24 protein-coding genes are annotated in these 24,055 nt (G+C 57.4%); 8 read left to right on the top strand and 16 right to left on the bottom strand.

Annotation, left to right across the window (positions count from 1 at the left end):
* Positions 1–17: 17 nt before the first annotated feature.
* The 3 genes from nadS to QK296_RS22635 form a co-directional block, all read right to left on the bottom strand.
* Positions 18–305 carry a NadS family protein gene (gene nadS, locus QK296_RS22645; protein WP_014717446.1) on the bottom strand — a complete coding sequence of 96 codons (288 nt, stop codon included), beginning with the start codon at positions 303–305 and terminating at the stop codon, positions 18–20.
* A 2-nt stretch (positions 306–307) separates the two neighbouring features.
* A complete protein-coding gene (locus tag QK296_RS22640; protein ID WP_034135084.1) occupies positions 308–622 on the bottom strand; it encodes a type II toxin-antitoxin system RelE/ParE family toxin in 315 nt (104 codons plus the stop codon).
* 106 nt (positions 623–728) lie between these two features.
* Complete coding sequence (locus QK296_RS22635; RefSeq protein WP_057710827.1) at positions 729–1,670, bottom strand: LysR family transcriptional regulator; 942 nt, start codon at positions 1,668–1,670, stop codon at positions 729–731.
* A 157-nt stretch (positions 1,671–1,827) separates the two neighbouring features.
* Between QK296_RS22635 and QK296_RS22630 the strand changes: the two genes are divergently transcribed.
* From QK296_RS22630 to QK296_RS22620, 3 genes are all read left to right on the top strand, one after another.
* Positions 1,828–3,144: an MFS transporter gene (locus QK296_RS22630; protein ID WP_034135086.1), complete on the top strand. Its 1,317-nt coding sequence runs from the start codon at positions 1,828–1,830 to the stop codon at positions 3,142–3,144.
* Positions 3,145–3,155: 11 nt separating this feature from the next.
* Positions 3,156–4,388 (top strand): Zn-dependent hydrolase, encoded by a 1,233-nt coding sequence (locus QK296_RS22625; RefSeq protein WP_003189541.1) that lies wholly within the window; start codon positions 3,156–3,158, stop codon positions 4,386–4,388.
* A gap of 73 nt (positions 4,389–4,461) precedes the next feature.
* The gene (locus tag QK296_RS22620; protein WP_094775216.1) at positions 4,462–5,499 is read left to right on the top strand and encodes a histone deacetylase family protein; all 1,038 of its coding nucleotides are present in this window, start codon (positions 4,462–4,464) and stop codon (positions 5,497–5,499) included.
* On the opposite strand, the gene QK296_RS22615 is transcribed toward QK296_RS22620, so the two are convergent.
* Complete coding sequence (locus QK296_RS22615; protein ID WP_094775217.1) at positions 5,500–5,853, bottom strand: type II toxin-antitoxin system RelE/ParE family toxin; 354 nt, start codon at positions 5,851–5,853, stop codon at positions 5,500–5,502. It lies immediately after the preceding gene.
* Positions 5,850–6,131 carry a type II toxin-antitoxin system ParD family antitoxin gene (locus QK296_RS22610; protein ID WP_164692268.1) on the bottom strand — a complete coding sequence of 94 codons (282 nt, stop codon included), beginning with the start codon at positions 6,129–6,131 and terminating at the stop codon, positions 5,850–5,852. Before QK296_RS22610 ends, QK296_RS22615 begins: the two co-directional genes overlap by 4 nt.
* Positions 6,132–6,464: 333 nt before the next feature.
* Here QK296_RS22610 and QK296_RS22605 point away from each other — a divergent pair, with 333 nt between their 5' ends.
* Positions 6,465–7,367 (top strand): LysR family transcriptional regulator, encoded by a 903-nt coding sequence (locus QK296_RS22605; protein ID WP_032901014.1) that lies wholly within the window; start codon positions 6,465–6,467, stop codon positions 7,365–7,367.
* On the opposite strand, the gene QK296_RS22600 is transcribed toward QK296_RS22605, so the two are convergent.
* Positions 7,359–8,117, bottom strand: a complete 759-nt coding sequence (locus QK296_RS22600; RefSeq protein WP_034135088.1) for a substrate-binding domain-containing protein — start codon at positions 8,115–8,117, stop codon at positions 7,359–7,361. The two genes, QK296_RS22605 and QK296_RS22600, sit on opposite strands and share 9 nt — an antisense overlap.
* A complete protein-coding gene (locus QK296_RS22595) occupies positions 8,114–9,421 on the bottom strand; it encodes an MFS transporter (protein ID WP_003189550.1) in 1,308 nt (435 codons plus the stop codon). The genes QK296_RS22600 and QK296_RS22595 overlap by 4 nt, the downstream gene beginning before the upstream one ends.
* A 197-nt stretch (positions 9,422–9,618) precedes the next feature.
* Between QK296_RS22595 and QK296_RS22590 the strand changes: the two genes are divergently transcribed.
* Positions 9,619–9,762, top strand: a complete 144-nt coding sequence (locus QK296_RS22590) for a hypothetical protein (protein WP_003189552.1) — start codon at positions 9,619–9,621, stop codon at positions 9,760–9,762.
* A gap of 191 nt (positions 9,763–9,953) precedes the next feature.
* Complete coding sequence (locus QK296_RS22585) at positions 9,954–10,880, top strand: LysR substrate-binding domain-containing protein (protein ID WP_003189553.1); 927 nt, start codon at positions 9,954–9,956, stop codon at positions 10,878–10,880.
* A 476-nt stretch (positions 10,881–11,356) separates the two neighbouring features.
* On the opposite strand, the gene QK296_RS22580 is transcribed toward QK296_RS22585, so the two are convergent.
* The 6 genes from QK296_RS22580 to QK296_RS22555 form a co-directional block, all read right to left on the bottom strand.
* Positions 11,357–12,313, bottom strand: a complete 957-nt coding sequence (locus tag QK296_RS22580) for a hypothetical protein (RefSeq protein WP_003189555.1) — start codon at positions 12,311–12,313, stop codon at positions 11,357–11,359.
* Between the two features lie 41 nt (positions 12,314–12,354).
* Complete coding sequence (locus QK296_RS22575; protein WP_034135089.1) at positions 12,355–13,539, bottom strand: amidohydrolase family protein; 1,185 nt, start codon at positions 13,537–13,539, stop codon at positions 12,355–12,357.
* A gap of 18 nt (positions 13,540–13,557) precedes the next feature.
* Positions 13,558–14,577, bottom strand: a complete 1,020-nt coding sequence (locus tag QK296_RS22570; RefSeq protein ID WP_282391320.1) for a TauD/TfdA family dioxygenase — start codon at positions 14,575–14,577, stop codon at positions 13,558–13,560.
* Between the two features lie 141 nt (positions 14,578–14,718).
* Entirely contained in the window at positions 14,719–15,858 is a 1,140-nt protein-coding gene (locus tag QK296_RS22565; RefSeq protein ID WP_169855449.1) for a fatty acid desaturase, read from the bottom strand.
* A 112-nt stretch (positions 15,859–15,970) separates the two neighbouring features.
* Positions 15,971–16,507, bottom strand: a complete 537-nt coding sequence (locus QK296_RS22560; protein WP_050547331.1) for a hypothetical protein — start codon at positions 16,505–16,507, stop codon at positions 15,971–15,973.
* A 14-nt stretch (positions 16,508–16,521) separates the two neighbouring features.
* Positions 16,522–17,481 carry a 2-oxoglutarate and iron-dependent oxygenase domain-containing protein gene (locus tag QK296_RS22555; protein ID WP_057710830.1) on the bottom strand — a complete coding sequence of 320 codons (960 nt, stop codon included), beginning with the start codon at positions 17,479–17,481 and terminating at the stop codon, positions 16,522–16,524.
* Positions 17,482–17,759: 278 nt separating this feature from the next.
* Between QK296_RS22555 and QK296_RS22550 the strand changes: the two genes are divergently transcribed.
* On the top strand, positions 17,760–18,719 hold the full coding sequence (locus QK296_RS22550; protein ID WP_057710831.1) for a LysR substrate-binding domain-containing protein: 960 nt from the start codon (positions 17,760–17,762) through the stop codon (positions 18,717–18,719).
* A gap of 32 nt (positions 18,720–18,751) precedes the next feature.
* On the opposite strand, the gene QK296_RS22545 is transcribed toward QK296_RS22550, so the two are convergent.
* From QK296_RS22545 to QK296_RS22535, 3 genes are all read right to left on the bottom strand, one after another.
* Positions 18,752–19,687: a LysR family transcriptional regulator gene (locus QK296_RS22545; RefSeq protein WP_034135092.1), complete on the bottom strand. Its 936-nt coding sequence runs from the start codon at positions 19,685–19,687 to the stop codon at positions 18,752–18,754.
* Positions 19,688–19,824: 137 nt separating this feature from the next.
* Positions 19,825–21,012: a cyanate transporter gene (locus QK296_RS22540; RefSeq protein ID WP_120247657.1), complete on the bottom strand. Its 1,188-nt coding sequence runs from the start codon at positions 21,010–21,012 to the stop codon at positions 19,825–19,827.
* Between the two features lie 214 nt (positions 21,013–21,226).
* Positions 21,227–22,849, bottom strand: coding sequence for a 5-guanidino-2-oxopentanoate decarboxylase (locus QK296_RS22535; protein ID WP_212613937.1), 1,623 nt, complete (start codon positions 22,847–22,849; stop codon positions 21,227–21,229).
* A 110-nt stretch (positions 22,850–22,959) separates the two neighbouring features.
* Between QK296_RS22535 and QK296_RS22530 the strand changes: the two genes are divergently transcribed.
* A complete protein-coding gene (locus QK296_RS22530; RefSeq protein ID WP_057710833.1) occupies positions 22,960–23,832 on the top strand; it encodes a LysR substrate-binding domain-containing protein in 873 nt (290 codons plus the stop codon).
* The last annotated feature ends 223 nt before the right edge of the window (positions 23,833–24,055 follow it).

Below are 24,055 nucleotides of genomic sequence, written 5' to 3'. Positions count from 1 at the left end.
GGGGGTGGAGTTTTATTTTAGCTAGCCAGCGCGTTCAGTACATGTACTGGGTCATTATGGATAGCTTTCAACAACGCCTTTGCCGGCCCAGTAGGTTCGCGACGACCCTGCTCCCAGTTGCGCAACGTACCGAGCTGAACGTCAATCAGCGCTGCGAATTTAGCCTGGGTCAGCCCTGTTGCCTTACGGATTTCTTTAACTCGCATTGAGTCAACATGAAATTCACGGGATGGCTCCCGTTCTCCGCGCAGGATCTCGTTCATCTCTTGAACGCTTTCCATCAATTCATCAAAAAGTCGGCTCATAGCTATCTCCAGTGCTCAATCGCAGCCTTCAGTGACTTGCGTTCGTCGGCGCTCAAGTCCTGCTGTTCATTTTTGGGATAGATCATCAGTAAAACAATCTGTGATGCCGAGGCGAAGTGGTAATAGATCACACGTGCCCCGCCTCGTTTACCATGGCTCTTGGCTGCTACTCGTATTTTGCGGATACCGCCCGTACCCTCAATCACATCGCCTGCGGCGGGATTCACTACAAGCACGTTCTGAAAGGCCATGTAGGCATCCTCGTCGATCAATTCTTTAACGCGACGTGTGAAGACCGATGTCTCAATGAAAATCATCGCTAATGTACGCCATTGGCTTAGTTGGCTGCAATCCTAGCCGTGCGCGCTTCGGTGAGCATCCGGTGAGTTGTAACTGCTTTTTGGCGCACTCGGATGCGGCCAATTATGTTCTGGCCAACCGCTCCAAAAGGCACTCAATAAACACCCCCTCCGCCCGACTCATCTTCTGCTCCCGATTCCACAGCACGTGAATATCCACATCCGCAATGCCCTCATCCGGCGGCAACCGCCAGAGCAGCCCGTTCTCCACATCCTCGGCCACCACGTGCACCGGCAGGCATCCCAGGCCATACCCGGCAATCACCAGGCGCCGAACTTCTTCAAGGCTGGATGATGACGCCACGATCCGCCCGCCGAACCCTTGCTGATCGCGAAAAATCGTCAGCGGCGAGAGCATCCCGCCGATCTGATCGCTGGTAAAACTCACGAAGTTTTCCGACTGCAAGTCTCCTTCGACCAAGCCGGTGCGTCCGAACAAGGGGTGGTGTTTCCCACAAAAAAACGCATAGCGCTGACGTAGGAACAGGTGCTGTTCCAGGCGCGGCTGTGGCCGACGGTTGAGGCTCAGCCCCAAGGTTGCGGTTTTTTCCAGCAGGGCGGCGACGATGTCGGAGCTGCGCATCACTTCGACCTCCAGGTCTACCCGTGGGTGCTCGCGATGAAAGCCTGCGAGAAAGTCATCGAACGTGTCGGAATTAATCCGGCTGATCATCAGCAAGCGCACTTTGCCGATCACTTCATCACCCGGCTTTTGCAGGGCGTTGCTCATCTGCGAGACCTGGCCGTACATCTCACCGGCAATGGCGAAGATCTGCTCACCGGCCTCGGTAAGCACAAAGCGCGGGCCACGGCGCAGGATGAGCTGGCAGTCGAGCTGTTCTTCCAGGCGCTTGAGCGCCTGGCTGATCGCCGGTTGCGTGAGGTGCAGGCGGGCGGCGGCGCGGCTGATGCTCAGTTCCTGGCCGATCACCCGGAAGGTGCGCAGCAAGTTCCAGTCCAGGCGGTCATTGAGCAGGGGGTGAATATCGCGGCGGGATTCGGGCATGGGGTCGCTCGATAATAAGCAGTTCTTATAATCAAGATAATAAATAGAAAATTGACTAATCATAGCCCCAGGCCGAAAAATCGGGCTCAACAAGCGCCACCAGAGCGCACTGGTTTGACCTTCTCCTGCCAAAAAAATAACCAAAGGAGCCAGCCCCATGAAGCCTTCCGCTTCGCCGCAGCCTCGCCGTGCCGCGGCCGCCGCCTTTATCGGCACCATGATCGAGTGGTACGACTTTTACATCTACGCTACCGCCGCCGCGCTGGTGTTCGGTCAGCTGTTCTTCCCTTCCGACGATAAACTGTTCAGCACCATGGCCGCATTCGGCACCTTCGCCGTGGGCTTTTTCGCACGGCCGTTGGGTGGCGTGGTGTTCGGCCATATCGGCGACCGCATCGGGCGCAAGAAGTCCCTGGTGATTACCCTCGTGATGATGGGCGTGGTGACGGTGTGTATCGGCCTGTTACCGACCTATGCGCAGATCGGCGCTGCGGCCCCGGTGTTGCTGATTTTGCTGCGCGTGGTGCAGGGCATCGCGGTCGGTGGCGAGTGGGGCGGGGCGGTGCTGATGGCCGGGGAACATGCGCCAAAGGGGCGCCGTAACTTCTTTGCATCCTTCGCGCAATTGGGTAGCCCGGCCGGTTTGATCCTTTCCTTGCTGGCGTTCAGCGCTGTGACCCGTCTGCCAGAAGAGGATCTGCTCAGTTGGGGCTGGCGCCTGCCGTTCCTGGCCAGTGCCTTGCTGCTGGTGGTCGGCCTGGCGATTCGCCTGGGTGTGAACGAGTCGCCGGAGTTCCTCGAAGACAAAGCCCTGGCGGAAAAAGCCCGCGCCATCAAGAAAGACCAAGCCCCCGTGCTGGAAGTGCTGAAGACGGCTTGGCGCCCCCTGTTGCTGTGCATTGGCGCCAACACGTTGGGGATTGCCGGCGTGTATTTCACCAACACCTTCATGATTGCCTACAGCACTCAGCAATTGGACCTACCGCGATCGCTGATTCTGGAATGCCTGTTCTTCGTTGCCATTATCCAGTTCTGCGTTCAGCCGCTGGCCGCCTGGGTGGCGGAGAAGGTCGGCGCTACGCGGTTCCTGTGCGCCATGTGCGTACTGGCAATGGCTTCGCCGTATCCGATGTTCGTCTTGGTCAGCAGCGGCCAGGCGCCCTTGATCATCTTTGGTATTGCCTTGGCGGTAGTGTGCATGGCGTCGTTCTACGCCGTGATCGCGGGTTACGTCAGCGGCCTGTTTGAAACCCGTGTGCGTTACACCGCGATCTCTTTGGCCTATCAGGTGTGTGGCGCGTTGGCCGGTGGTTTGACGCCGCTGATCGGCACCTGGCTGGCCCATCAATACCTGGGCCAATGGTGGCCGATGGCGGTTTTCTACAGCGTCATCGCAGCGGTGTCGTTGGTGTGCGTACTCGCTTTGTCCCGCCGCCACGCCACGGCCCACCGCCTGGAAATGGCACACAGTTGAGGGAGTCAGCAATGTTGAAGATTAATGGTGAGCGCCTGTGGCATAGCCTGATGGCCATGGCCGAGATCGGCGCGACGGCACGCGGTGGCAGCTGCCGTCTGGCATTGAGCGCTGAAGACAAGGCCGGTCGGGAGCTATTCAGCCACTGGTGTAAAGCAGCTGGCCTGACGTTGAGCGTGGACGCTATCGGCAACCTGTTCGCTCGCCGCGCCGGCACCGATAAGGACGCCGCCCCGGTGATGATGGGCAGCCATCTGGATACCCAGCCCGAAGGCGGACGTTTCGATGGGGTGTACGGCGTGTTGGCTGGCCTGGAGGTGATCCGCAGCCTCGACGACCACGGCATCCAGACGCGCAAGCCGTTGGAAATTGCGGTGTGGACCAACGAGGAGGGCGCCCGTTTCACCCCGGCCATGCTGGGCTCGGCGGTATTCACCGGCACGCTCGCCTTGGACAAGGCACTGGCCACCGCCGATGTCGATGGTATCAGCGTGGCCGAGGCGTTGCGCACCACCGGCTACAATGGTGAGCGCCCGTTGGGTGGCGCAGTGGATGCGTATTTTGAGGCGCATATCGAGCAAGGCCCGATCCTGGAAGACAACGCCAACAGCATCGGCGTAGTCACCGGTGGTCAAGCGATTCGCTGGCTCGATGTGCGGGTCGAAGGCATGGCTGCGCATGCCGGCACCACGCCAATGCCGTTGCGTAAAGATGCGCTGTACGGCGCGGCGAAAATGATCCAGGCCCTGGAAAACCTCGCCGCCGATTTTGCCCCGCAGGGCCTCACCACTGTGGGTGAGCTGAGCATCGCCAAGTCGTCGCGCAACACCATTCCCGGCTTGCTCAATTTTACCGTCGACCTGCGCCATCATCGCGACGCCGATATCGACGCCATGGAGCAGCAAGTGCGCGCACGCCTGCAGGCAATCGCTGACCACCGTGGCCTGAGCGTCGCCATCACACCGCACTGGGTCAGCCCGGCCACGCCGTTCGACGCCGAGTGCGTGGCCTGCGTGCAGGCTGCGGTGGACGCTTTGGGCTACAGCCAGCAGACCATCGTCAGCGGCGCCGGCCACGATGCGATTCACCTGGCGCGCTATTGCCCCACCGCGATGATCTTCATCCCCTGCGTCGGCGGCCTCAGCCACAACGAAGCCGAAGATGTCTTGCCCGACGATGTGCGCCAGGGCACCGATGTCTTGCTCAACGCCGTGTTGAAACGCGCCGGGCGTGTTCATTTCTGAAGGCTGACGCCATGCCCCTGTGGGAGCAGGCAAGCCAGCTCCCACAGGTTCTGTGTTTATCCAGGAGCAACTCATGAAGACGTTTTTTCACCCCGAACAACTCCTGCATCACCCGCGTAGCTACTACTCCCGCGGCCAGATGCGCACGCCCCAGGAGGTTCCCGAGCGTGCGCGCAACCTGTTGCTGGCTGCGCAAACCCTGGGCTTCGATATCCATCAACCAGCCGATTACGGTCTGGATCCGTTGCTCGCCGTGCACGGTGGCGCCTACCTGGCTTTTCTTCAAGAAGCTCATCAGCGCTGGAAAGAGATCCCCGAAGACTGGGGCGACGAAGTCATGTCCAACATCTTCGTACGTGAACCCAATGCCCTGCGCGGCATCCTGGCCCAGGCTGCGCGCTACCTGGCCGATGGCAGTTGCCCCATCGGTGAGCTGACCTGGCGCTCGGCTTATTGGTCAGCCCAGAGCGCCGTTGCCGCAGCGGGTGACATCCTCGATGGCGCACCTGCCGCCTATGCCTTGTGCCGGCCCCCGGGCCATCACGCCCGCTTCGACGCGGCCGGTGGCTTCTGTTACATCAACAATGCGGCCGTGGCTGCGCAAGCGCTGCGCCAAGGTTTCCAGCGTGTCGCCGTGCTCGATACCGACATGCATCACGGCCAAGGCATCCAGGAAATTTTCTACGACCGCGATGACGTGCTGTATGTGTCGATCCACGGCGACCCGACCAACTTCTATCCGGGCGTGGCAGGCTTTGCCGAGGAAAAAGGCAACGGCGCCGGCGAAGGGTACAACCTCAACCTGCCGATGGCCCATGGTGCCAGCGAAGCGGTGTTCTTCGAAAAGCTGGAGCAGGCTCTGGCAGCGGTGAAGGACTTCTCGGCGGATGTGCTGGTGTTGTCACTGGGTTTTGATATCTACGAGCTGGACCCACAAAGCAAAGTCGCGGTGACGCGGGAAGGTTTTGCGCGGTTGGGGCAGTACATTCGAGGGCTGGGGCTGCCGTGCCTGATCGTGCAGGAGGGTGGTTATCACCTGGAGACGTTGAATAGTAATGCGCAGGCGTTTTTCAGTACGCCAACAGCCTGGAAGACGCTAAAAGCCTGCTGATCAGTTTTCAGCAGGCTTTTCAGTCCTTGTTGGGTGCTCGTTCTCACCTGCGTGCAACCACGCCGTGTAGTCTTGCCCGCCGTAAAACATCCCCACTATCGACACCGTTTTGAAGTCAGGCCTCACCCTGAAAGCAATAATGGTGCTGCGACGATAGTGAGTGATGCGCAAGTCTTTCAGCAGGTCGTCACGGCGCACTCCACGCAAGGGAAACAGGGCAAGGCTTTCGCAGTAGCTGACAAGATTGTCGATAAAACGCGCTGCTACAGGAGGGGAGCCGACATCGCTGATGTAGTCTTCGAGTGCATCGAGTTGCGCCAAGACCTCGGGCGAAAAAACTACCGAGTAGCTCACGCTTCCCTTGTGCCTTTGCGCTGACGTCTGGCCGCCATATGTTCGCGGACCTGTTCTGGCGATAACCCAAGCTCAGGCTTCGCCTCAAGGGCGGTCGCTGCTGGGATGACTTCGTCTCTGAGCCAGTCTTCCATGGCGCGGTCACGCGCCAGCAACGCCCGCAGGCCGTCGCGAATCACTTCACTTTCGCTGGCATATTCGCCGGCAGCCACCTTGGCTTTGACCAGTGCTGCCATTTCAAGGGGCAAGGTGATGCTCATTTGCTGGGTTGAGCGCATGGGGGTATCCGCCGCAGGTGAGTAGGATTCAATCCTACTCGACCATTGGCGCGATGCAAGAAGCAACTGATCGATGCCGATGCCCGGCACTTCGTCGTCCATCCAGAAGGGGTAGGTTTGCATGAGTTGCTACGTCTCCAGTTGTGTAGGTCAGGCTCCAAGTATTGACCCGTTTTGGCGATCGCGTGGCCGCAGGCGGCCGATAACCTGCTGATATGTATGACTTCATATGTGTAACAGGATGATCTCGACAAACCCTCTCGGCACACATGGCGTCCCACCGGCTCCCATACGATAATGCTCGCCACCTCGACCACCTTTGGCCTGCCTCCCGTGATCATCAACTTCGACCTCAACGACCTCCAAGCCTTCCGCGCCGTGGTGGACAAGGGCAGTTTTCGTGGCGCTGCCGAGGCCATCCGTATCTCGCAACCGGCCCTCAGTCGGCGTATCGAAAAGCTCGAATCGGCGCTGGATGTAAAGTTGTTCGAACGCACTACGCGGCGGGTCAGCCTGACCATGGTCGGGCGCGCGTTTTTGCCCCAGGTGGAGCGAATGCTCGATGATCTGGACATCGCCTTGATGGGCATCAGCAACGTCGCGTCCACACGCATGGGCAACGTCACCATCGCCTGTGTGCCGTCTACCGCGTATTACTTCATGCCCCACGTGATCTCCGAATTCCACAAGCTGTATCCGAAGATTCGCCTGCGGGTGCTGGATGCCAGTGCCGGCGAGGTGTGCAATGCGGTGGCCAGCGGCGAGGCAGACTTTGGCGTGAGTTTCAGCGGCAGCCTGGCCGATGAGGTGGAATTCGAGTTGCTGCTGCAGGAGCGCTACGTGCTGGCCTGCCGGCGGGATCACCCTCTGGCTGCGCGTGACAGCGTGAGCTGGACCGAGGCTTATGAGCATGACTACATTGAGGTGGACAAGACGTCGGGCAACCGCTTCCTGCTCGACCAGGCCCTGCGTGGGGTGCGGGTGAAAAAGCCGAGTATCTGCGAGACCCACCATGTGACCACGATGATCGGGCTGGTGGAGGCGGGGCTGGGCGTGGCGATGGTGCCGTCGATTGCGATGCCGGCGCACACTCACCCGATTCTGGTCAGTGTGCCGCTGGTGGAGCCTCACGTACTGCGCAATGTGGGCTTGATCAAGCGCCGCGGGCGGACGTTGCCACCAGCGGCGTTGGAGTTGGAGCGCTTGGTGCGGGAGATGCCGTTCCGGTCAGCGTGACACCGAGTCCAGGCCGGTGGATTGCACTTCCGGCTGGGCCTCGGGCGATGCCATGAACTGCAACAGGGCCTTGGCCTGCTCCGGGTGTTCGGCGTTCACCGGAATACCGGCGGCAAAACGGGTAACGGACTGCACGTCTTCCGGGATCTTGCCCACAAACGTTACACCCTTGACTGGCAACAACTCCGCCACTTGCTGCAAGCCGACCTCGTAATCACCCTTGGCCACCTGTTCGCCCACCGGCACGCGTTCGATCATGGTGCCCTTGGCCGGCATGCCGAGCTTCTTGAACAGTTCCTTCTCGACATACACGCCGCTGGCGCTATCCGAATAGGCCACCGACTTGGCTTGGCTCAGCACAGCCTTGAGCTCGGCATCGGTACTGATCGCAGGTTTGGCCGCACCTTCCTTCACCACCAGGCCGATCCGCGAGTCTGCCAATTCCACGCGCGAGGCGGGGTCGACTTTGCCTTGTTTGATCAGCTCATCCAGGGCATAGCCGACCATGATCACCACATCGGCGTGCTCGCCACGGGCCAGGCGGTTAGGAATCGCTTCCGGCGCCTTGCCCATGGACGGGCCGAGGATGGTGTCGAGGGTGTCACCGCTTTGCTCGGCGTATTGCGGGCCGAGCAATTTATAGGCGGCGGTGAAGCCACCCGAGGTCATGACTTTGAGTTGTTCGGCCTGGGCGGTCAGCGCCAGGGTGCCGAGGACGACAGCAGTGAGGGTCTTGACCAGCGGCTTCATTGCGCTGCCTCCTGCATGACTTGGCCACGGGTATTGGCGCGGCGATACAACGCCAGGGTCGAACACAAGGCACACAGCGCGGCGAAGATCATCCAATATGCAGGTGAAGCCTTGTCTTCAGTGATATGTATGAACCAGGTGGAGATCGCCGGGGTAAAGCCACCGAACACTGCGGTCGCCAGGCTGTAGGCCAGGGAGAAACCCGCCACACGCACTTCCACCGGCATGATTTCGGTGAGCGCCGGGATCATCGCGCCGTTGTACATGCCATACAGGAACGAGAACCACAGCAGGGTTTCCAGCATGTGCGCAAAGCTTGGTGCGTTGACCACGTAGGACAATGCCGGATAAGCCGTAAGGACAGTCAGCACCGTCATGGCGATCAGCACTGGTTTGCGGCCGAAGCGGTCGCTTAACGTGCCGCCGATCGGCAGCCAGAAAAAGTTCGAGATCGCAACCAGCAAGGTCACCAGCAAGGCGTCCGAGGTGCTCAGGTGCAACACGGTTTTACCGAAGGTCGGTGCGTACACGGTGATCAGGTAGAACGCGGTGGTGGTCATGGCCACCATCAGCATGCCGCCGATGACCACGGTCCAGTTCTTCACCAAGGTCGCCATCACTTCACGCATGGTCGGGCGATGCTTGCGGTTGGCGAACTCTTCGGTTTCCTGCAGGTTGCGACGCAGCACAAAGATAAACGGAATGATCACGCAACCGACGGCAAACGGAATCCGCCAGCCCCAATCAGCCACCACCGCAGGTTCCATCCACACGTTGAGGCCATAACCCAGGGCCGCGGCAACGACGATAGAGATCTGTTGGCTACCCGACTGCCAGCTGGTGTAGAAGCCTTTACGGCCCGGCGTGGCCATTTCGGACAGGTACACCGACACGCCACCCAGTTCCGCGCCGGCCGAGAAGCCTTGCAGCAGGCGCCCCAACAGCACCAGAAACGGTGCCCATAGGCCGATGGTCTGATAACTCGGCACCAGCACGATCAGCAGCGTACCGCTGGCCATGATCGACAAGGTCACGATCAAGCCTTTGCGACGGCCCACGTCATCGATATAGGCACCCAGAATAATCGCGCCCAATGGCCGCATCAGGAAGCCCGCGCCGAACACGGCGAAGGTCATCATTAATGACGCAAACTCATTAGCGGCCGGGAAGAACGCGGCAGCGATATAGGTGGCGTAGAAACCGAACAGGAAGAAGTCGAACTGTTCGAGGAAGTTGCCCGAAGTAACGCGCAATACCGCGCCTACTTTCGAGGGGGCAGCCGCAGGCCGGGAAGGGGTCGTCATGGTTTTGTGTCTCCAGCGTTCTTTTTAAAGTGCTTGTTTCGCTTAAGACTTGGGATAGTGGCTGACACATTTAGAAATGATAAGTGACAAATTTGGATTGATTGATGTGTGTTGGCTATCAATCTGAGCCAGCTTCAAAATGGCCTGCCGTGTTCTATGCTTGAACCTGGGTCCAATTCTTATCGGCGGAGGTCGCTATGGGGAACGAACAGCAGCACAACAAGCCGGAGCGTGAAGAACCCCGGCAGCCGCGCGAAGACGAAAAACCGCAAACCTGGAAGCATCCGGACGACGGCACCGAGCTTTCCGAACGTGACCAGGAGCGCCCGCTAAAGCCCTGAGCATCAGGTAAAACGCGGTCTAATTGTGGGAGCGGGCTTGCTCGCGAAGGCGGTGTGTCAGTCAACGGAGTCGTCGGCTGAACCATTGCCTTCGCGAGCAAGCCCGCTCCCACATGTTTTACCGTGCACATAGACGCAGCTCCCCAGCCTTCCTAAACTGCCGCTTGTCTTGGGGAAAGGGGCAGGCGCCGATGAATCGCAATGAATTACGCAAGGCCGACATCAACCTGATGGTGGTCTTCGAAGCACTGATGCTCGAGCGCAATGTGACGCGGGTGGCGGAGAAGCTGTTTCTCGGCCAACCGACCATCAGTTCGGCCCTCAACCGCCTGCGTACCCTGTTCAACGACCCGCTGTTTATTCGTGTCGGCCATCGCATGGAGCCTACGGCGCGCGCGGAGGAGATCATCCAGCACCTGTCGCCGGCCTTGGATTCGCTGTCTTCGGCCCTGAGCCTGACCCATGATTTCGACCCGTCCATCAGCACCATGACTTTCCGCATCGGCCTGTCCGATGATGTGGAGTTCGGCCTGCTGCCACCCTTGCTGCGCGCCTTGCGCCAGGAAGCGCCACAGGTGGTGTTTGTGGTGCAGCATGTGGACTACTGGCGCATTCCCGACCTGCTGGCTTCCGGCGACATTACCGTCGGCATCACCCAGACCCGCGGGCTGCCGGCCAATGCCAAGCGTAAGCTGTTGCGGCACATTCGCCCGTGCCTGCTGCGCGCCGATGCCTCGGACACACCGCTGACCCTCGACGAATATTGCGCACGGCCCCACGTGCTGGTGTCCCACACCGCCAACGTGGCCGGGTTTGCCGATGAGTGGCTGGCCGAGGTGGGCCGCAAACGCCATGTGGTGCTCTCGGTGCCGCAATACAGCTCGTTGCCGGCCTTGCTCGCCGGCACCGACATGATCGCCAGCCTGCCGGATTACACCGCCCAGGCCATGGCCGCCAGCGGGAACCTGTTCTGCGAGCCGTTCCCGTTCGAAACCCCGACCCTGGATTTGTCGATGGTGTGGCTCAGCCATGTCGACACCGACCCGGCGGAACGCTGGATGCGCTCGCGGCTGGAGGCCTTCATGAGTGATCGCGGGTTGGTAGCGAATAAAGCCTGAGGCTTATATCCGTGCTATGGGCAGGGAGGGCGGCTCAAGCACGGCTAATCCTCAACGTGCTCTTCTTGAACAGGGTTGCTAATCAGCGACGCACGCAAAATACGGATGCGTTGCTCGGAGTGATAGGCGCCTGCTTCTGTAAACCTGAGGAATGCTCGCGAGCAACACTTACAGCCCCAGATGCTTGAAATATTATAAGGAAAGAAATCAAAGCAGATAGGCGCGTCCTCAGACCAGAAATGGGTACCGTTCGGGTGGTATTCCTCAAGGCTGAGTTCTTGTGCCCTATCGCTCGATATTTCGCCTATGAAGCGCAATAGGCTGCTCGCCTCGAGTGTTTTGGGTAAGGTTTCCCACCCCTGCGACAAGCCCCGAACACAAGAGCAGGCAGTAGACTCCAGCGAAGAGCGTTCGGCAATCTGCCTGATAGTTTCTGGCGTGAGTATCATTTTTATGCTGTTCCAGGCGGTAATAGCTCAGATTCGGTTCTTGCTTAAAACCAGTTTGTTCAAATAGCTTTCAATTTTGGGTAAAACAAACTGCAGTATCTTCGGCATGGTGTGAATAGGCAGTTGGCAGCATGCAAAATACAACGCCATTGTGGGCGATAAGCTGACACCAAGAGCAGACCATAATAGTCCAACATTTCTATTGCCGCCGTTGAGTGCCATGGTGAACTTGGAGATCAATGATCCGGGATATAAACAGCCCATGAGAAGCTGCAGGCAAACGTTGATGCAGTAGGCGATGGCGATCATTGAGATGGCCAACGAAGGGGTCTCCAGAATTACCTGCTGCATGCCCGCCATCGTGCCTACTGCAAAGAGGAAAAGCGCGATGACGACAATACCGTCAATAGCCAGGCCGTGCGTGGCGACGAAGGTGTGGGAAAAACGACGTATCAAAATAGCAGCGCCTTCGGCGCCTCCTATCAACACGGCCAGTCTGATCGCCAGATCAACAGGGTTCAAGGAGAGTGAAAGGCCATCAGCGAATAGGTGGAGTATCAGCGGAGCGGTGACAGGGATAATTGCCATTGAGCAGAGTGCAGTCACCAACGACATGGAAGGGTCAAGCCCGAGCATTCTCGCGACGGCTGCATTTCCGCTGGCGGGCGGGGCGGCAACAGCGATGGCTATCGCAAGGGACAGTTCTTGATTGCCGGTGAGGTAAAGCGAAAGCATTCCAAAAATATAAGGGCAAGCCACCACCATCAGGGCTGGAAATATCAGAGATATTTTCAAGTTTCTTGCTGCAGTGATGACTTCAGCGTTGTTAATACGCAGCAGAGTGCCCAGAACAAATATGAAAACCATGACGGGGAGCAACGGCCTCGCCAAGTCTGCAAGATAGGGAATAGCCAATCCAATTGCGCAACCGCATGCAAGTACGGTAGGCCCTCTGCGCGTAATTTCGGGCAGAATTCTGTGCATATGAGTGCTCTCGAGGCGACGTCCCTTTCGGGACGCTGCTATTAGGTACGCAGAGTTATTTCAGGTGTGACAGACGGCGGTGGCGAGTTCCTGGATTGCCTCACGACCAGGCGCCCATCGATCAGAATCGAGGTAATACTTGGAAGGTCACCACTGCTGAAACTTCCAAGTACGCTGGGTTGCGCTCCTCCCAAAGGCCCGCAGGCGATCAGAATGTCGGCTTCTCTTCCGACGCCCAGAATCCCGCGATTCAACTTTCGCACCTTGGCGGTGTTACCCGTTGCGAAGCAGACGGCCTTTTCCGGTGGTACGTCGCCGAAACTACTGAGCAAGGCAATTGCCCTGAGCATACCAAGCGCGGGAACCCCACATCCGGCAGGAGAATCTGTGCCAATGACGATACGGTCCAGTTGGTTCATTTCTCGTGCGTAATTCAGGGTGGTGACCGCCGCGAACTCGTTCCCGTTATGTACGATTTCCAAGGCACCCAGACAGCCTTCACACAGGCATCTGATTTGGCTCGGTGCCAGTGCGGTATAGCCGCCGTTGATATGCCCGATGATATCGGGCGCAATTTCAAGGATCTCTTCTGCGCCCATGCTCTGGGAAGTAGAAATTGAAGGACCGCCCGTGTGGGTGATAGAGGTCATGCCGTGTTTGCGAGCCATTTTGACCAATTCAGCTGCACGACTGACTGACTTGACAGGGCCAATCCCGACCTCTCCCAGTTGGTTGATGCCTTGAGCAACCATTGCGGCGAAATCCTCATCCGAAAATTCATCGTTGAGCAGTGGCGCGCCGGCTTCCATTTTTATTCCGCTAGGGCGCGCATTGGAGAAAGAGCGCTGCGCTGCGATTGCCATGGCGATAGTACCGACCCTGTCGGTCGGTAGCCCCGGAACGTGCACTTCACCGGCAGAGATCATGCTCGTCACGCCGCCCTGCAAGGAGTGCCAGATCCAACTGTGGTTGCCAGAGCGCGGGCTGTACTCACCCAGGGTCGGGTGAGTGTGGTTGTCGATCAAACCTGGCATGACCGTGCTCTGTTTGGCGTCAATCAGCAGGTCTGCGTGTGAAAAATCTACATCTACTGCCTGACCAACGTAGGTGATCATTCCATCAACACTGACGAGGGTATCGGCTGTAATGAGTGGAGTTGCGAGATCACCCGTGAGAAAAGTGCCTATATTATGAATAATTGACGTATATGGCTTATGGTTCGACATTTAATTTATCTCTTTATATCATCGAGTAACGGGTTCGAAGATTCGCGCGCCACACTTGTTGAATGAGCGGAAGTTCCACAAGTTGTTAGTGATGAACAAACGCTGGATCCAACGGTACGCATGCCCCTCTGGATCGAAACTGGGGGTGAACTTATCACGCGAATGGAGCATGAAACGATTGTTGATGTACACCAACTTGCCAGGTTGAATGTCCAGCGGCCGCGCTACGCTTTTAAGCGCGTTGTAAAACCTCAACAGGGTATTTTGTGCTTCGTGATCAGCGGCAATTACCATGTCCGGGTAAAACGCAGCAGTGACTCTAGGGTGAGTCAGCGGGCCGCTCAGAATTGGGTATACATGAGTTTCTTTCGCGCCTGCGGTACTGTTCCTCCAGCGGTAGGGCTGACGAATGATGAAATGTTTGCCATATAGGATTTCAATATCGGCCTGTTCCAGTGCCTGAAGGGCTTCCCTCGCATCGGCAACCCAGGTTTTCGGGCCCACCCCGGCAGGGTCACCGCGAACGCCGAGAAGCAAAAGAGCCAGCGGCGAGGTGTCTCCACGGGAGTCATAAGCCTGAAAGGCATTCTCGGTGTGCAGGTCCAACTCCAGGTCCGAACCGTTGCCGGTATACTCGCCCATGGCCTCCGGATGCGGTACCAAGTCATTGACCAGTTTTGGCCCCTCATGCTTGATGGAGTAGGGCTCCGCTATCAAACTGCCCAGGGCAACCAGCACATTTTCAGAAAGATAACCGCTTTTAAAGTTCAAGCTATTAGCGTCGCCCTGCGGGCTGCCAAATGTGTTATCAATCGGAAGGTTCTCGAATACACAATAAGAAGCATCGTCATCTTTAAGGGATTCAAGCTTTTTTAGAAGTCGCGCAGGAAACTTTTGATAAGCGGTCATGCGAATGAGGTGGATGTAGTCTCGCCCTCCCGTTGGCTCGTAACAAATGTCTATAAGCGCGTCCCGAATACTCTCTTTTTCAACGGCCGTCAGCCAGAAGCTGTTGGCGTCTGCACATGAATCGTCCACACGCACTCCTTTAAAGGTCTGATTGATTTGTCATGAGTTAAGTTATAAGTAAATTACGACTTTCAAGCGCTGAGGTGGGGGCCCCGTAAGCACGACCTGACAGTGTCCATGCTTCGATAAGGCCCGACCTGAGTGGGTGACTCAACCTAAGAGCTTATCTGTGTACGCACCGGTGAAGTGATGGGTGGTAAATTGGCCATCAGCATCATAGGGTTGTCCTTCATCGGTGCTGATGATTCTTGATAATCGCCCACGATGATAGGCAGTCAAGAAGTTGAAGAATGGCGTGCTTTCTTCTCTTGTGTCAGATACTCCGTAAAGCCTCAACTGTTTTATTATTGCAGCTTCAAGGTGTGGCAACATATACCAAGGGCACGTTGGAAAGCAGTGGTGGGCCGCGTGGTAACCAAAATTCAAAATAATCAGATTGAGGAAGGTAAACTTTCTTGCCACCGGTACGGAGAAGGTATTTTGGATTTCGTAGTGTTTTCCATGGGTTAGCTTTTCTCCCTCGGTATACACCTGCTGGAAAGAATGCTGGAAACAGTCGACAAATCGTACGATGTGTATCCTCAGGAAGGAGGAGGTTTGCCATACCAGCACAAGCATCAGGGAGAACCGGGCAAACGTAGCAAAGGCTACAACGTAAATGCACAGGCTTCCAATACCCCTTGCAACCTCGCGCCTGCTGCCACTAAATATCACAGCGTAAATATTGGTAAGCTTGATCAAATAGTAGAAGGCGGGAAGGTATATTTTTTCTGCAACAATGATCGCACTAAATAGCCTTGGATGAGCGACAGCAAAGTGACCACTATCGAACCCACCAATGTCAATTTTTTCGGCATGATGGCGAACATGATCTTTTCTATAGGCTTCAAATGAAAAGAAAGAGAGGCCGTTAAGGAAAGACAGCAACTCTCCGACGACAGCATTGACTTTCTTCGACTTGAAAACAGAATTGTGCGCGCAATCGTGGCTCAGGTACCAGGACCAGATCTTCGCAAGGGCAATTAAGATAATCGCACCGAGTGCCGCAACGATCTGTTGAGTATACGCCAGGAATATGCCCCATACAGTGAAGGTTGCTATCACACTTAGTACAATCACTGATGGCAATAATTTTCGCTCTTTCGCTATTGAAATAAGCAGGGTTTTCACGTTAGCGTCTTTGATGGCGCGCAGATAATTATCAGCATACAGTAAAGACATCTCATCACCTTCAAGAGCAAAATTCACCGAAACGCTTATTGAGCTGGTTGGGGGGCTGGCATTGAACAACGGATCATGCCTGGACAGGCGTAATCCCTTCCGTGCGCATGTGGAATTAACGACGGGGCTCGAATATGAGCACGCACACAATGCCAAAGATGTAGTGCAGGTGTACGGGTGGCTAGGGTTCTTTTGCTGTTGCTTCTGGTGCCAGTGAAGGCGGCACTAGCGAGACTGCAGCGTGAGTATCCGCGCCCGAGGGTTGATCGCCGCTACTGGATTTGTAGCCGATCAGTATCACGCCGACGATGCACAATAAAACACCGGCAATGTTTAAATAGGAGAGTCCTTCTTTAAGCAGAAATACCCCGATGAAGCCGAGCGCAATATTGATAATGGCGCCGGTAACGATATTGCCCGTGCTGAGGTCCCATCCACTGCGATACATCATCAAGAAGCCGATTTCCATCATCAAGATGCAAAACGCGATGCCTCCCTGAAGCCAGGTCATTTGCTTCAAGCCCGCGAGTAACGTTCCACTGCCCAAAAAAAACGGCAACATCAATGTGGACAGGATGACGATCGCCACATAGATACTGACAATTGAAACCAAGGGGTTGATCGTAGACGGTATTTTCTTCATGAGCATGTGATAGCCCACGGTGCCCAGTATCGCTACGATCGCTGATAGATAGAATGTGTATTCTTTACCTAGCACGTTCAATACTCCTACTAGTTGGGTTCAAGTTCACGAAATGTGGTGGTTTCCAGGAACCTCTTGTCCATGTACTCACCCGCGATGATCGCTCTGTATTTCGCAGGACTGCCCTCTGCGCAACAGCTGGGCAGGCACTCCACTTTGGCGGTGTAGTCTGGATCCATAAAGAACGCCGCCGAGTGGCGTAATTGGCCAGAGGTATTTATCACTCGATGCAGCGTTGCTTTGTAACGGTCATTCGTCCAGCGAGACATTAGATCCCCGACATTGACGACAAAGGCATTTGGGATGGGTTTGACTTTGATCCAGGTGCCGTTAGCACTCTGTACCTCCAGCCCCCCGGTGGCACTTTCCGAGATCATGGTTATCCAGCCGAAGTCTGTGTGCTCTCCAGCACCCATCGGCGCTCCCTGTGTATATTGAGTGGAGGGATAACGCAGGACTCTCAATTGGGCCATCGGCTTCTTGAATTTATCATCGAAGTAATCGATCGGCATATTGAGCGCAAGGGCAAACACGTTTAGCAGTTTTTTTCCGAATATGAGCATTTGCGAGTGATATTCCGTCATCGCAAGCTTGAAGTCGGGCAATTCCTCTGGCCATACATTGGGGCCGTAAAAAGGTAATTTGGCTTTTACGAACTCGTCGTCAAGCGACAAGTCCGCTGCCATGTCAAAACCCTCTTTGACATCGCCCAATATGCCATCCGACTTATCAGCGCCTTCGCTGAAGTAGCCACGCATATAGGGAGATTTATGAATTTCGATTTTCTCCTTGGCCTGAACAGGCAGGTCGAAAAACGATTGTATTTGAGAGAAAACAGTTGAAATAAGCGTGTCATCTACACCGTGATTGACGACGGTGAAGAATCCGACCTCCCTGCACGCGTTGTCGATCTCCTTGACTAGGCGTGGTGATATCTCTGCGCCCTGCGTCAAACTACCGACGTCAATGATAGGTATGTTCTTTTCCATGGATGCACCATTTGCTCTAAAAAAGGCGCAACGAGACCTACTCCATGAATACTGAAGTGCACTCAGGGATAGACCGTATATAGGCCAGTGTCATTTATTTAGACTAAGGAATTCCGTCAGCTCGCAAGCGCTGGCAGTAAGCACTCGACATTCTCGATCGGCGCGCCTCCTGTTACAGGCTAGGTGGCGTAGCCTAGAATTCACTTCTATGAAAGCGAAGGCAAATCAGATAAAGTAAGCCTGGCTTAGTTTTTTTACCATGGAAGGGGGATTGATTAATGTTCGCAAAATTGCCGTTGACAGCCATTCGAGCATTTGAATCTGCCGCAAGACTCGGTGGGTTTAAAGCAGCCTCCGCGGAGTTGTTTGTCACCCCGGCGGCAGTATCACAACAAATAAAAACACTTGAAAACTTATTGGGCAGTATGCTTTTTGTACGCACTCCTCATGGTGTTCAACTCACTGCGAACGGTGAGAGGCTATATTCAAAGGTGCATCTTTCTTTTTTGGATATAAGCAGTAGTATGTCGTCGCTTAAGCCACCCGCCGACTCCAACACACTCCGAGTTTCTACCACGCCGGCATTTGCGTCTTTATGGTTGATTCCTCGGCTGGCGAAATTTTATAGTGAACATCCAGATATTCATGTCAGTGTTGAAACCAGTAATGAAGTGGTGGATTTGTTTCGTGACTCATCTGTTGATTTAGCTATTCGTTGTGGGTTTCGCGATTTTCCAGACTTGTACAGCCACGCGCTTATGCGCGAACAGTTTGGTGTTTTCTCCCACGCCCATTGGAAGCAAGGAGAAGCTGAAGCTTCGTTGAAACTTATAAATATACGTTGGGCTACGGCATCGCCCGCTTCAATTAGTTGGGCTTCCTGGTGCGCGGCTGCGAATCATGAGAGTTGGCTATCAAACGCGGTCTATCGTGAATACAACGATGAGCATTTTGCGCTTCAGGCCGCTATTGCGGGGCATGGCTTGACGCTGGCGAGCACGGTCTTGGCAGCAGACTATGTTGCGAATGGATTGCTGATTCCTTACAGACCCGACATCAAGATTCCGGGCGCGCAGTTTTCAGCCGTGTGCGTGCCGGGGCGTGAGCGTTCAGGTGCCGTAAAGCAGTTTCTGGCCTGGATGGTCAAAGTGATAGCCGCCTGCCATACCGATTACCCTGTCGCTCGGGATGACGCGTCGCAGGCTGTCACTAAGCGCCGAACATCACTGGCTATCTGATTAGGGTGTGGAGAGCTTGATCAGGCGCGTTCCTATAACAAACCCTGATCCGCACACACCTTCACCACTTGTTCCCGAAACCAGGTATTGGCGCTGTCCTGCCCACTGGTTTCGTTCCACTGCATATCCAGGGTGAATCCCGGCAACCCGTTGGGGGCTTCGCAAACGCCGAATGCCGGCGCCGGTGCCAGCAATTTTTGCACGCGGCGGGGCAGGGTGACGATGAAGTCGGTGCCGGCAATCATCTTCAATGCCGCGCTGTAGCTGTTGGCCCGCGCGATCACCTGGCGCTTGCGGGCCTGGCGGGCGAGCCAGCCGTCGATCATGTTGGTGTCGGAGGTCCAAGGCGTTGGGAATACGTGGCGCCGCTCAACGAAGGATTGCAGGCTGAACGCCTGTTCCCTGGGCGCCGAGCGTTGGTCGCATACGCAGACCAAGTCGTCCTCCAACAGCATCTGGGTCTTGAAGTCTTTATGGGCGCGGTGAAAGTGCGGGCCGAAGCAGATCACCAGGTCCAGCCGACCTTCACGCAGGTCGTCGGCGGGGATCTCGGTTTCCAGCTTCTGCACATTGACGATCACCGGCAGGTCGGCATGGTCGAAGCGCTTGAGCAGGCGGGGCAGGATCAACTGTTCGAAATATTCTGGCGCGCACACATTGAAGGTCACCGCCTGTTGGGTCGGGTCGAACGCTTGGCCACCGGCATGACACAGGTTGATGCTTTCCAGAATCTTCTGCACATGCTCGTACATGGTGGTGGCCTTGTACGTAGGGCGCATGCCCGCGCGGGTGTTGATAAACAGCTCATCTTCAAAGCTGGTGCGCAGCTTCTTCAGGCTGTAGCTCACAGTGGACTGGCTGACGAACAGCGTTTCGGACACCTCGGTAACGCTGCTCTGGTCGTAGACGGCGATAAACACCATCAAATCCTGCATATCGAGCTTTCTGAGCAAGTTACTGTTTAGCATCGGTTTCGTCCGTAAACCCTTTGTACCGAACTCAGTACAAGACTGAGCAAAATGTTAACGGAACGCCCGTACCAATAGAAAGCTCTGTAGGACCCTTCTATGTTTCGTGTGGGACAAAAAATGTTTGTAATACGACGTCAGCGGATATGCCGTGCGTAATGCGCCGGGTTGAAACGCATCACGATCAATAGCATCAGCCCGCTCACGGCCATCAATGACCACCAGGCCCATTCGAAGCTGCCCAACTGGTCGCGGATCATGCCGGCGATCAGCGGCGATAGGCCGGCGATCAGATAACCGATGCCCTGCACAAATGCGGTAAGGCCACCGGCGCGACGTGGGTTGTCGAGGTGGTCCAGGGACAGGATCAGGCTCATCGGGAACAGGCCGCCAATGCCCAGGCCGAGCAGGCAGGGCCACAACAGGCTCCAGCGTTGCGGGCTGAGAATGAGGCCGTAGAACCCCAGGATGATCAGCACCAGCAGCACCGCCACCACCCCGCGTTTATCCTGGCGGCGGTTGGCAATGGCCGGAGTGACCAGGCCGGAGATCACTTCCATGGCGGTCAAGAAGCCGAGCAGCAAGCCGGCATTCTGTTCACTCCAGCCCTGCTCGACGTAGTACGGCGCCAGCCACGCCAGCACACAGGTGTAGGACGCTGTGCCGAGGCCAAAAAAGATCGCGAGCAACCAGGCGCGGCGGTTGCTGAAAAATGCCTCCTGGGGGCCAGAACCGGCTTGAGGCAAGGGCGGCAGGGCCGAACGCTGCGCATACCAGAACATCAGGGCCAACAACGCCAGCATCGCCCAAATCGCCAGGCCGATACGCCAACTACCGGTGTGGGCTTGCACCCACGGCGAGAACGAAGCAGCCAGTGCCGCGCCGCCCATGATCGCAGTGACATACAGGCCCATGAACAACGAGACGTTGGCGCTGAACCGCGACTTGATCAGCGCCGGCATCAATGCCTGGATCAGCGCAATGCCGACACCCGCCGCAATGGCACTCACGATCAACTCCAGCGCCGAATCCAGGAACAGCCGCGACACGGTCGCCAGCCCAATCACCAGCAGCGACACCACAATGCTGCGATGCTCGCCCACGCGCTTGGCCAGGCCCATGCCAAGGAACATCGCCAGACCCATGGCCATGACTGGCAACATGGTCAGTAAGGCCGCGCTGCTGAAACTCAGCGGCACATCCGCGCGAATTGACGCCAGCAGCGGCCCCACGGCTGCCATCGAGGGGCGCAAGTTGAGGGCGACGAGCACCACGCTGACCGTCAGCCATACGGCGGTGGTGGATTTTGCCTGAACGTTTTCCATGGGCTTGCCTTGAATGAACAAGGGCGAATCAGGCCATGCAGCGTGTAGCGGGGCAAATGAGAAAGTCGCAGGGGCTATTGAAAAAATGCGGATGCCGAGTGGTGAGGTAAGCGCGCATTGGGCGTCGGCTATCAGGCCGCCTTCGCGAGCAAGCCCGCTCCCACAATTTGATCGCGGGGCGTCGGGAAGATATGGGTTGACTGTCAGGCCGGGATTACAGACTCGGCAACTCCCACCGCCCCTGGTCGATTTCAAGCAGCGTCGGCCCCTGACGATCGGCGGCAGCACGTAAAGCAGTGCGCAATGCTTCAATGTTATGGACGCTCTGCGCCGCGCAGCCCAGGGCCTTGGCCACACCGATAAAGTCCGGTGTGTAGATGTCCACACCCACCGGCTCGATGTCACGGTTGACCATGTACTTCTTGATCTCTTCATAACCCTGGTTATTCCACAACAGCACGATCACCGGTGTACGCGCCTCCACCGCGCTGGCCAGTTCCGGCAGGGTGAATTGCAGCCCGCCGTCGCCGATCAGGCACACCACCGGTTGGCCATCGCCGCGCCCGAGCCAGGCGCCAATGGCGGCGGGCAGGGCATAACCCAGGGTGCCGTACCCGGTGGAGGCGTTGAACCAGCGGCGTGGGTGGTTGAGGTTCAGGGTCAGGTTGCCGCTGTACACCGGTTGAGTGGAGTCGCCCACGAACACCACGCCGGGCAGTTCCTCCAGAACAACGTTGAGAAACCGGGTTTGCGCGCGCGTCGCAGCGTCCCATGCAGGTTCCAGCTCGGCCCACAAACGGGCGACGCGTGCGGTGCCCCAATCGGGCGAGCGAGGCGCCAATGGCTGGCGGTTCACTTCGGTGAGCAGCGCCTGGGCGGCGATGCGTGCGTCGGCCACTAGCGCAACTTGAGGCGGGTAGTTGCGCACGTTCTGGTCCGGGTCGATATCAACGCGCAGCAGCGCACCGGGAATGTCGAAGCCGCCGGCGAAGGTGACGTCGTAGTCGGTTTCGGCCAATTCCGTGCCGATGGCCAGCACCACGTCGGCTTCAGCCACCAAGGCACGGGTGGCGAGCAGGGTTTGCGTGGAGCCGATCAGCAGCGGATGCGCGGCGGGCAACATGCCCTTAGCGTTAATGGTGAGGGCCACGGGCGCGCCGAGGGCTTCTGCGAGACGGGTCAGTTCGGCGGCTGCGTCAATGGCGCCGCCACCGGCCAGGATCAGCGGGCGCTTGGCGGCAGCCAGCCTCTGGCTCATCTGCTGCACGGCCGCCGGTGCTGCGCCAGCGCGGGCGACGCTGACAGGCGTGCTGCCCAGCAACGCGTCGGCATTTTCCACCAGTACATCCAGGGGAATCTCGATATGCACCGGGCGCGGCCGACCGGCCTGGAACACCGCAAACGCCCGCGCCAGCACACTTGGCAGTTCCGCCGCCGACATCAAGGTGTGGGAGAACGCCGCCACACCAGCCACCAGCGCGCTCTGGTTCGGCAGCTCATGCAACTTGCCGCGCCCGCCGCCCAGTTGGCTGCGTGACTGCACGCTGGAAATCACCAGCATCGGGATCGAGTCGGCATAGGCCTGGCCCATGGCTGTGGTGATATTGGTCATCCCAGGGCCGGTGATGATAAAGCACACCCCCGGCTTGCCGCGGGTACGCGCATAGCCGTCGGCCATAAAGCCGGCGCCCTGTTCGTGGCGCGGGGTGACATGCCGGATGCTGGAACGCGCCAAGCCCCGGTACAGCTCCACCGTGTGCACGCCGGGAATGCCGAATACGTGGTCAACGCCGTAACTTTCCAGAAGGTGCACCAATACTTCGCCGCAGGTCGCCATACAGGTCGCTCTTGTGAGGGATTCGAAGCGCTATTGGAGCGGTTGGCCGGTGGCGGCAACAATCGATAAAAAGTCATACTCGGCATGTCCTCACGTCATGGCTGGCCCCAATGAAACGCCTCCCACCGTTAACCGCGCTGCACACCTTCTGGGTCACGGCCCAGTGCTGCAACTTCACCCGTGCCGCCGAGCAATTGCACATTACCCAGGGTGCGGTGAGCCGTCAGGTTGCCGGGCTGGAAAGCCAGTTGGGCTACGCCTTGTTCCAACGCCAGGCGCGGGGCTTAAGCTTGACCGAAGAGGGACGCCAATGGCTGATGTGCGCGCAGCAAGTGTTTGGCTTGCTCGCTGACGCGGTGGAGCACGTCGGTGACCGGCGCCGAACCTTGCAGCTCAAAGCGTCCACCTGCGTGATGCGCTGGTTGTTACCGCGCTTGTTGCAATGGCAAAAAGAGCGCCAGGATGTGCCGGTGGAGCTCACCACGACGGTGGCCTATAACGTGGACTTTCGTCGTGAGCCGTTTGACGCGGCGGTGATCTACGGGCCCATCGCCGAGCAGCCGGCCGAGGCGCGGCATCTGTTCGACGAGCGCCTTACGCCGGTCTGCGTGCCTGGGTTGCTGGGCACTTTGCGTACACCGCAGGATTTGCAGCATCACGTCCTGTTGCACCCGACCCGAGACGAGCGCGATTGGACGCTGTGGCTCAAGGCTGCCAATACCTGCTTGAGCGATCCCATCCAACGGCATCACTTTGAAACCCTGGACTTGGCAATGACCGTGGCGTCCCAGGGCACTGGGGTGGCGATGGGCGACAGTGCGCTGATTGGCGAGGATCTGAAGGCGGGGCGGTTGGCGATGCCGTTTGAGCTGCGGGTGTCGACGGGGATGGGGTATTACTTGGTGTATCCGCCGGGGAAGGAACCGTCGGTTGGGTTGGTCGAGCTGATGGATTGGTTGGTCGGTGAGGCCAGTGTGGGGTGACGGCCAACGCCTATCAAACTGACTCGCCGCGATCCAACTGTGGGAGCTGGCTTGCCTGCGATGACGGCCTGCCAACCGATACTTCTCTCCCTGACACCCCACAACCCAACTGTGGGAGCGGGCTTGCTCGCGAAGGCGGCCTGACAGTCAACACGGTTGGATTGTGTGCATATCCATTGCTGCGGTAACGGCCACTTAGGGTTCCGCCCTGACGGCGGCTCAC

It is taken from the genome of Pseudomonas sp. AL10 (assembly GCF_029960685.1).
Lineage (GTDB): Bacteria > Pseudomonadota > Gammaproteobacteria > Pseudomonadales > Pseudomonadaceae > Aquipseudomonas > Aquipseudomonas lactis.
The sequence above is the reverse complement of the archived record's forward strand: the minus strand, read 5'-3'. Positions and strand labels throughout refer to the sequence as shown.

Coding starts and splice junctions, on each gene's coding strand:
- nadS (WP_014717446.1), bottom strand. CDS start 305: ATGAGCCGACTTTTTGATGAATTGATGGAAAGCGTTCAAGAGATGAAC.
- QK296_RS22640 (WP_034135084.1), bottom strand. CDS start 622: ATGATTTTCATTGAGACATCGGTCTTCACACGTCGCGTTAAAGAATTG.
- QK296_RS22635 (WP_057710827.1), bottom strand. CDS start 1,670: ATGCCCGAATCCCGCCGCGATATTCACCCCCTGCTCAATGACCGCCTG.
- QK296_RS22630 (WP_034135086.1), top strand. CDS start 1,828: ATGAAGCCTTCCGCTTCGCCGCAGCCTCGCCGTGCCGCGGCCGCCGCC.
- QK296_RS22625 (WP_003189541.1), top strand. CDS start 3,156: ATGTTGAAGATTAATGGTGAGCGCCTGTGGCATAGCCTGATGGCCATG.
- QK296_RS22620 (WP_094775216.1), top strand. CDS start 4,462: ATGAAGACGTTTTTTCACCCCGAACAACTCCTGCATCACCCGCGTAGC.
- QK296_RS22610 (WP_164692268.1), bottom strand. CDS start 6,131: ATGCGCTCAACCCAGCAAATGAGCATCACCTTGCCCCTTGAAATGGCA.
- QK296_RS22600 (WP_034135088.1), bottom strand. CDS start 8,117: ATGAAGCCGCTGGTCAAGACCCTCACTGCTGTCGTCCTCGGCACCCTG.
- QK296_RS22595 (WP_003189550.1), bottom strand. CDS start 9,421: ATGACGACCCCTTCCCGGCCTGCGGCTGCCCCCTCGAAAGTAGGCGCG.
- QK296_RS22590 (WP_003189552.1), top strand. CDS start 9,619: ATGGGGAACGAACAGCAGCACAACAAGCCGGAGCGTGAAGAACCCCGG.
- QK296_RS22585 (WP_003189553.1), top strand. CDS start 9,954: ATGAATCGCAATGAATTACGCAAGGCCGACATCAACCTGATGGTGGTC.
- QK296_RS22580 (WP_003189555.1), bottom strand. CDS start 12,313: ATGCACAGAATTCTGCCCGAAATTACGCGCAGAGGGCCTACCGTACTT.
- QK296_RS22575 (WP_034135089.1), bottom strand. CDS start 13,539: ATGTCGAACCATAAGCCATATACGTCAATTATTCATAATATAGGCACT.
- QK296_RS22555 (WP_057710830.1), bottom strand. CDS start 17,481: ATGGAAAAGAACATACCTATCATTGACGTCGGTAGTTTGACGCAGGGC.
- QK296_RS22550 (WP_057710831.1), top strand. CDS start 17,760: ATGTTCGCAAAATTGCCGTTGACAGCCATTCGAGCATTTGAATCTGCC.
- QK296_RS22545 (WP_034135092.1), bottom strand. CDS start 19,687: ATGCTAAACAGTAACTTGCTCAGAAAGCTCGATATGCAGGATTTGATG.
- QK296_RS22540 (WP_120247657.1), bottom strand. CDS start 21,012: ATGGAAAACGTTCAGGCAAAATCCACCACCGCCGTATGGCTGACGGTC.
- QK296_RS22535 (WP_212613937.1), bottom strand. CDS start 22,849: ATGGCGACCTGCGGCGAAGTATTGGTGCACCTTCTGGAAAGTTACGGC.
- QK296_RS22530 (WP_057710833.1), top strand. CDS start 22,960: ATGAAACGCCTCCCACCGTTAACCGCGCTGCACACCTTCTGGGTCACG.